Raw genomic sequence first — 4839 nt, 5'->3', positions numbered from 1 at the left:
ATGTCGCCCGATAACCCGCCGGCAATCCGAAGGCTGTCCTGCGCCAGTTTGTCCTGCTGGCGTCGGGCTCGCGTCTCGTCGATGCCGCCCGTTTCATTTGTGGGGGGATCTTAGCAGTCCGAGCCCGCCTCCTCGAGCGCGCCAACGCCTATTGCTGGTTCGTGGAAACCGAGTTCGCCAACGGCGCGCTCGGTCATCTCGATCTGACGGTCGCGGTGCGCATGGACTGGCATGAGGGCTTCCACCTCTATGGCGAAAATGGTTCAGTGATCGCCAAGACCTTCAATCCCTGGTACCTCAGGGCGAGTGAGGTCGAGATCTTCCACGAGAAGGACGCCACCACCCGCAAGCCGCTTGGAGCCGATGGGCACTTCTTCCGCAGGCAGCTGGAAGGGCTTGCCGATACCGTGCTGAACGGCGCAGCGATGCGCGGTGCCGATATCCAGGACGGTATCGCCTCCATCCGCGCCATGGTCGCCATCGCCCGCTCGGTAGAAACGGGCGAACGTGTGGAGCTTTCAACCGTCACGGGATCGGTCTGATGCAGCTCGGCATCTTTGCAAAGACCTTCCCCGGCACCGATCCCCAGCGAGTGCTGTCGGCCGTGCGTGAAAGCGGCTTTGCGACGACGCAGTTCAATCTCGCCTGTGTCGGCCTGCCGTCGATGCCGGATGCAGTGGCACCGGAAACGATCGCCGCGATCGGGGCGGCATCCAGAGCGACCGGTGTTTCGATCGCGGCGCTTTCAGGCACCTATAACATGGTCCACCCGGACAAATCCGTGCGGGACATGGGGTTGAAACAGCTCAAGATAGTGATCGAAACAGCAGCGGCCTTGCAGATTCCGCTGGTGACGCTTTGCACCGGCAGCCGCGATGCCCAGGATCAATGGATGTATCATCCGGACAATGCGCTTCCATCTGCCTGGGCCGACATGGCGTGCGAAATGGAAAAGGCGTTGGGGTTCGCCGAGCTGCACGATATCGCTCTTGGCATCGAGCCGGAACAAGCAAACATCGTCACGTCCGCCGCGGATGCAATGCGGCTGATCGGAGAGATGGGTTCGAAGCGGCTGCGCATCGTGCTCGATCCGGCAAATCTCTTCGAGCGGGCGACGCCTGCCGAAGTATCCGACATCGTCGAAAGGGCGATCGATATCTCGGCTGGTCATGTGACGATGGCCCATGCGAAGGACCGCCATGCCGACGGCCGCATCGCGACAGCGGGTCAGGGCATCGTCGATTTCCCTGCCTTTATCGACGGTCTGCGCGTTACCGGTTTCGATGGTCCGCTCGTCACGCACGGCCTTGCAGCAGTGGAAGCACCCGCCGTCGCCAGGTTCCTTTCGGATCTTATCCGATGAAGACGCACATCACCTTCAGACGAGACGATACCGACCTTACAGTCCACGACTGCGGGACAGGCAACGCCTTGGTCTTTCAACACGGACTCGGAGGCAGCGAGGCGCAGGTCGCACAGGTTCTCCCTCAGGGGCTCGACTGGCGGCGGATCACGACTGAGTGCCGCGGGCATGGCAGCTCGACGCTTGGCACGCGACGCCCCTTCTCGATTGCGATGTTTGCAGCCGACGTCGTCGCCGCTGCAGACGAAAAGGGGATAGGCCGGTTCGTCGCTGGCGGCATCTCCATGGGCGCAGCCATCGCGTTGCATCTGGCAAAAACACATCCCGAACGCGTCAAGGGCCTCATCCTGGTACGCCCTGCCTGGTCGTTTGCCCGCGCCCCCGACAACCTCGCTCCGATCCGCGAGATTGCGGCATTGCTTCGATCCCGTTCGCTTGACGATGGGCAGGCGCTTTTTGCAAAGTCGACGTCGGCGCAACGTCTGCGTGTGGAAGCGCCGGACAACCTTGCTTCGCTGCTCGGCTATTTCGAACGCCCGGATGCGTCAGCCTTCGCCGACGTGCTGGGCGACATCGCTTCGGATGGAACCGGCGTTTCGCAAGAGGACGCGGCAAACCTCGCTATTCCCGCCCTCGTGCTCGGCAACCGGCAGGATGCCATCCACCCTCTCGCCGTCGCACAATTGATGGCTGACACGCTTCCAAATGCGCATTTCCTCGAAGTGCCTGCGAAGGCGGCGGCTACCGAAGCGCATTTCGCCGCGGTCCGAACAGTCATTCTGCAGTTCCTCAACACAGAATTCAAACATAGGAGCGATGCTCAACTATGACGTCGAAATCTCTCTCGGGCGGGGCCATCGCCTCATTGCCACGGCACAGACTGCTCGGCGAGTTTTCGCTCTGGTCCGCAGATCTTGCCAACATGGAGCGCGACCTTCACCGGATCGAGCCCTATGTCGACCTTCACCATATCGACGTTGCCGACGCGCGCTTCACGCCTGGCTTCCTGTTCTTTCCCGATTTCGTCGCCCGCATTGCCAAGCTGACGGCAAAACCTATTCATGTGCATCTGATGGTCGAGGCCGAGATCGTCGAGGAGCAAACACGCCAGTTCATCGAGGCCGGCGCCGATCTCATCAGTGTTCATGCCGAAACCGGCGAAGCCGGTTTGCGCGCAGTCGAACTCGCAAAACAGCTTGGGGCCGAAGCCGGCGTCGTACTGCGGCTGGAAACTTCGGTCCCCGAGGCAGAACCGTTCCTCGCTGAGGTCGCCTTCTTCACGCTGCTTGGGACCTCGATCGGCGTCAAGGGGCAAAGCCTTTCGGACAAAGCCTGCGACCGACTGCGCCAAGCGCGGTCGTTGATCAGGCGTGTCGGACGCGAAAAGGCAATTGTTCTTGCCGCAGACGGCGGCATTCGCGAACAGACCGTTCCACTGTTGCGGGCAGCCGGGGCGGAGACGGTGGTGCTCGGATCGCTGGCATTCGGCGACAAGGATCTGCCGGGCCGTATGGCTTGGCTGCATGCTTTGGAGACCCAGCCCCGATGAGCAGAATTGCTCTTGCATTCGATCTGGGTGGAACGGAGTTGCGCGCCGCGCTGGTTGGCGTCGGCGGCAATGTGCTGGCGTTCGCGTCCACGCCAACGCGTGCGAAGGATGGACCGGATGTGGTCATCGAGCAGATCGCGATGCTCGCGGAGAGAACCTGCTCGGACGTTCCCGACGCCAAGCCGCTTGGTATCGGCATCGGAGCGCCCGGTCCGCTGGACCCGGTCGCGGGCATCCTTACTGCACCCCCGACCCTCTCGGGCTGGCGTGAAGTACCCCTTGCGGGCCGTCTTCAGGACCGCTTAAACCTGCCTGTGCGGCTGGAGAACGATGCGAACGCCGCCGCTCTCGGCGAATGGCGCTTCGGGGCGGGCCGCGGCGCGGCCTCGCTGGTTTTCGTCACCGTGTCTACCGGCATCGGCGGCGGGGTGATCTCCGATGGTCGGATCGTGCATGGGCGCCGTGGGCTCGCAGGCGAAATCGGCCATATGACGATCACCAGCGAGAGCGAACGATGCCTTTGCGGAGCGGTGGGCTGCTTCGAGGCGGTGGCGTCGGGTACTGCACTCGGCCGGCGTGCTACTGCTTTGACAAAACCAGGCGACGGCTCGGCGCTGCGAACGCTGTCCCACGACGGCGATGTGACGGGCCGACATGTCGTCGAGGCGGCGCGCAGTGGTGACGAAACAGCACTTGGGCTGATTGACAGGGAAGCCCGCTGGCTGGGCATCGGCTTTACCAATCTGCTCCATCTCTACTCGCCCGACATGATCGTCATGGGCGGTGGAATTTCCCATGGCTATGATCTCCTTCGAAAACCCATCGAGGCCACCATTCAGGAGCGAGCGATGCCCGCTTATCGCGACGTGCCGGTTGTGCCGGCGCAGCTCGGCAGGCATGCCGGCTTGGTGGGCGCCGCAAGTTTGATCTTTCTCAACTGAACGATCCCACAAATGGTCTTCTACGACGTGGCGAGCTCCAGTGCCTAGAGTGCGACTTCGCAGATTGTCGCGCAACAGCGAATTGGATGGATGCGTCATCGTCAGTCCCCATCGGTTTGCTCGAAGATGAGCCAGGCGGTGCCCTTTTCTGCGATTCGTGTCCTGCGAGCGTCTTGAACGCGCTCTGCCTGCCGTTTGGTATAAGGCCCGATCGGCTGAGTCCTTTGTTCGCCGCAGCGAATCTGGCAGTACCACTTAGTGTCATCGTTCGAGAAGATATCGACCGAGGTAGATGTCTCGTGAGGCTCATGCTTGGCGATCTCGTCGATAAACTTAATTTGCCTTGAGTAGTGCTTGGCGGGTGCAACCTGCACGCCTGAACCTGAACTGTGAAGTAAGCTCGACATAGTCAGCTCCATTTCCATCACGGCGGCGGTGACCGTTTGCGCCTGTGCATCGTCAGCGGGCCGCCATTTCACGCTCCATCGCCACCTCGATCGTCAGATTGTCGATGTCACGGGAAATCGAAGCGGCAGCCAATAAATGTCCGTCACGCTTGAAGCGCAGCAGACAGTCCTTGCCAGCGATGTCTCCTTCGACCTCGATTTTATCCCATCGCTCGGCATGGCCGACATAATTGATCCTGACGTCGTAGTGTTGGCTCCAGAAGAACGGCACGGCTGCGAACTTTTCGTTCTGACCGAGCATATTAAGCGCAGCAGTTTGCCCCTGCCTCTCGGCGACTACCCAATGTTCGACGCGAATGTCCTCTCCGCTGTAGGGATCGGGCCATCGCGCAATGTCACCGGCCGCGAAAATTCCAGGGGCGCTGGTTTGCAAAAAGCAATTCACGACGACACCGCGATCAACAGTCAGCCCTGCCGATTCCGCGAGGCTGGTCCGCGGTCGTACGCCGATGCCGGCGACAACAAGATCAGTGGTTAGCGTTTTGCCGCTGCGAAGTACCACCTCGTTGCCATTGATAC

6 protein-coding genes and 1 pseudogene are annotated in these 4839 nt (G+C 61.3%); 5 read left to right on the top strand and 2 right to left on the bottom strand.

All coding sequences use genetic code 11. From position 1 onward, the window contains the following. The 5 genes and pseudogenes from C9413_RS27830 to C9413_RS27810 all read left to right on the top strand — a co-directional run. Window positions 1–542, top strand: a pseudogene (locus C9413_RS27830) (Gfo/Idh/MocA family oxidoreductase); the annotation flags it as partial. Next, complete coding sequence (locus C9413_RS27825; protein ID WP_040114887.1) at window positions 542–1363, top strand: sugar phosphate isomerase/epimerase; 822 nt, start codon at window positions 542–544, stop codon at window positions 1361–1363. The pseudogene C9413_RS27830 and the gene C9413_RS27825, both read left to right, overlap by 1 nt. Further along, window positions 1360–2193, top strand: a complete 834-nt coding sequence (locus tag C9413_RS27820; RefSeq protein WP_040114886.1) for an alpha/beta hydrolase — start codon at window positions 1360–1362, stop codon at window positions 2191–2193. The genes C9413_RS27825 and C9413_RS27820 overlap by 4 nt, the downstream gene beginning before the upstream one ends. After that, complete coding sequence (locus C9413_RS27815) at window positions 2190–2912, top strand: ribulose-phosphate 3-epimerase (protein WP_040114885.1); 723 nt, start codon at window positions 2190–2192, stop codon at window positions 2910–2912. Before C9413_RS27820 ends, C9413_RS27815 begins: the two co-directional genes overlap by 4 nt. After that, window positions 2909–3853: an ROK family protein gene (locus C9413_RS27810; protein WP_170251196.1), complete on the top strand. Its 945-nt coding sequence runs from the start codon at window positions 2909–2911 to the stop codon at window positions 3851–3853. Before C9413_RS27815 ends, C9413_RS27810 begins: the two co-directional genes overlap by 4 nt. Window positions 3854–3954: 101 nt before the next feature. Here C9413_RS27810 and C9413_RS27805 read toward each other — a convergent pair whose 3' ends face one another. Together C9413_RS27805 and C9413_RS27800 are read right to left on the bottom strand one after the other, a co-directional pair. Further along, window positions 3955–4332, bottom strand: a complete 378-nt coding sequence (locus C9413_RS27805) for a hypothetical protein (protein WP_040114883.1) — start codon at window positions 4330–4332, stop codon at window positions 3955–3957. Continuing rightward, window positions 4313–4839: FAD-dependent oxidoreductase (locus C9413_RS27800; protein WP_170251195.1), on the bottom strand; the 527-nt coding region annotated here is incomplete at its 5' end. The genes C9413_RS27805 and C9413_RS27800, both read right to left, overlap by 20 nt.

Source organism: Rhizobium sp. SEMIA 4085, assembly GCF_013004495.1.
Taxonomy (GTDB): Bacteria; Pseudomonadota; Alphaproteobacteria; order Rhizobiales; family Rhizobiaceae; genus Rhizobium; species Rhizobium gallicum.
The sequence above is the reverse complement of the archived record's forward strand: the minus strand, read 5'-3'. Positions and strand labels throughout refer to the sequence as shown.